Here is a 420-nt window from a genome sequence, read left to right as displayed (position 1 = left end):
CGTCCTGCACGCCGCCGACGGCCGCGCCGGGCTCGACCTGCTGCGCGCCCACCCGGAGACGGACCTGGTGCTGATGGACGTGATGATGCCCGGCCTCGACGGCTACGCCGCCATCGCCGCCATCCGCGCCGACGAGCGGTTCGGCCGGATCCCGATCGTCGCCGTCACCGCCAAGGCGATGGCCGGTGACCGGGCCAAGAGCCTCGCCGCCGGCGCCGACGACCATGTCAGCAAGCCCGTGGACACCACGCTGCTGCTGGAACGGATGCGGCACTGGCTGGACGTGTCATGAGCGACGGTCCCCGGCCCGGCGGCCCGCCGGGCGTCCCCCCGTACGGCACCCGACCGGGCGCGGAGCCCGCCGAGGGCCCGGGGTCGGCGCAGGGCGCGGTCGCGCGGCAGCTCGCCGGGGCCGTCCGG

Annotated in this window: 1 protein-coding gene; it reads left to right on the top strand. The window is 77.4% G+C overall.

Annotated elements, in window-relative coordinates; genetic code table 11:
- Positions 1 to 292, top strand: a 292-nt coding sequence (locus BI06_RS45320; RefSeq protein ID WP_043479148.1) for a response regulator, incomplete at its 5' end; no start/stop codon positions are given.
- Between the last annotated feature and the right edge of the window lie 128 nt (positions 293 to 420).

Source organism: Kitasatospora sp. MBT66 (assembly GCF_000710405.2).
Taxonomy (GTDB): domain Bacteria; phylum Actinomycetota; class Actinomycetes; order Streptomycetales; family Streptomycetaceae; genus Kitasatospora; species Kitasatospora purpeofusca.
Note: the sequence above shows the minus strand (reverse complement) of the source record. Positions and strands in the feature narration are given on the sequence as shown.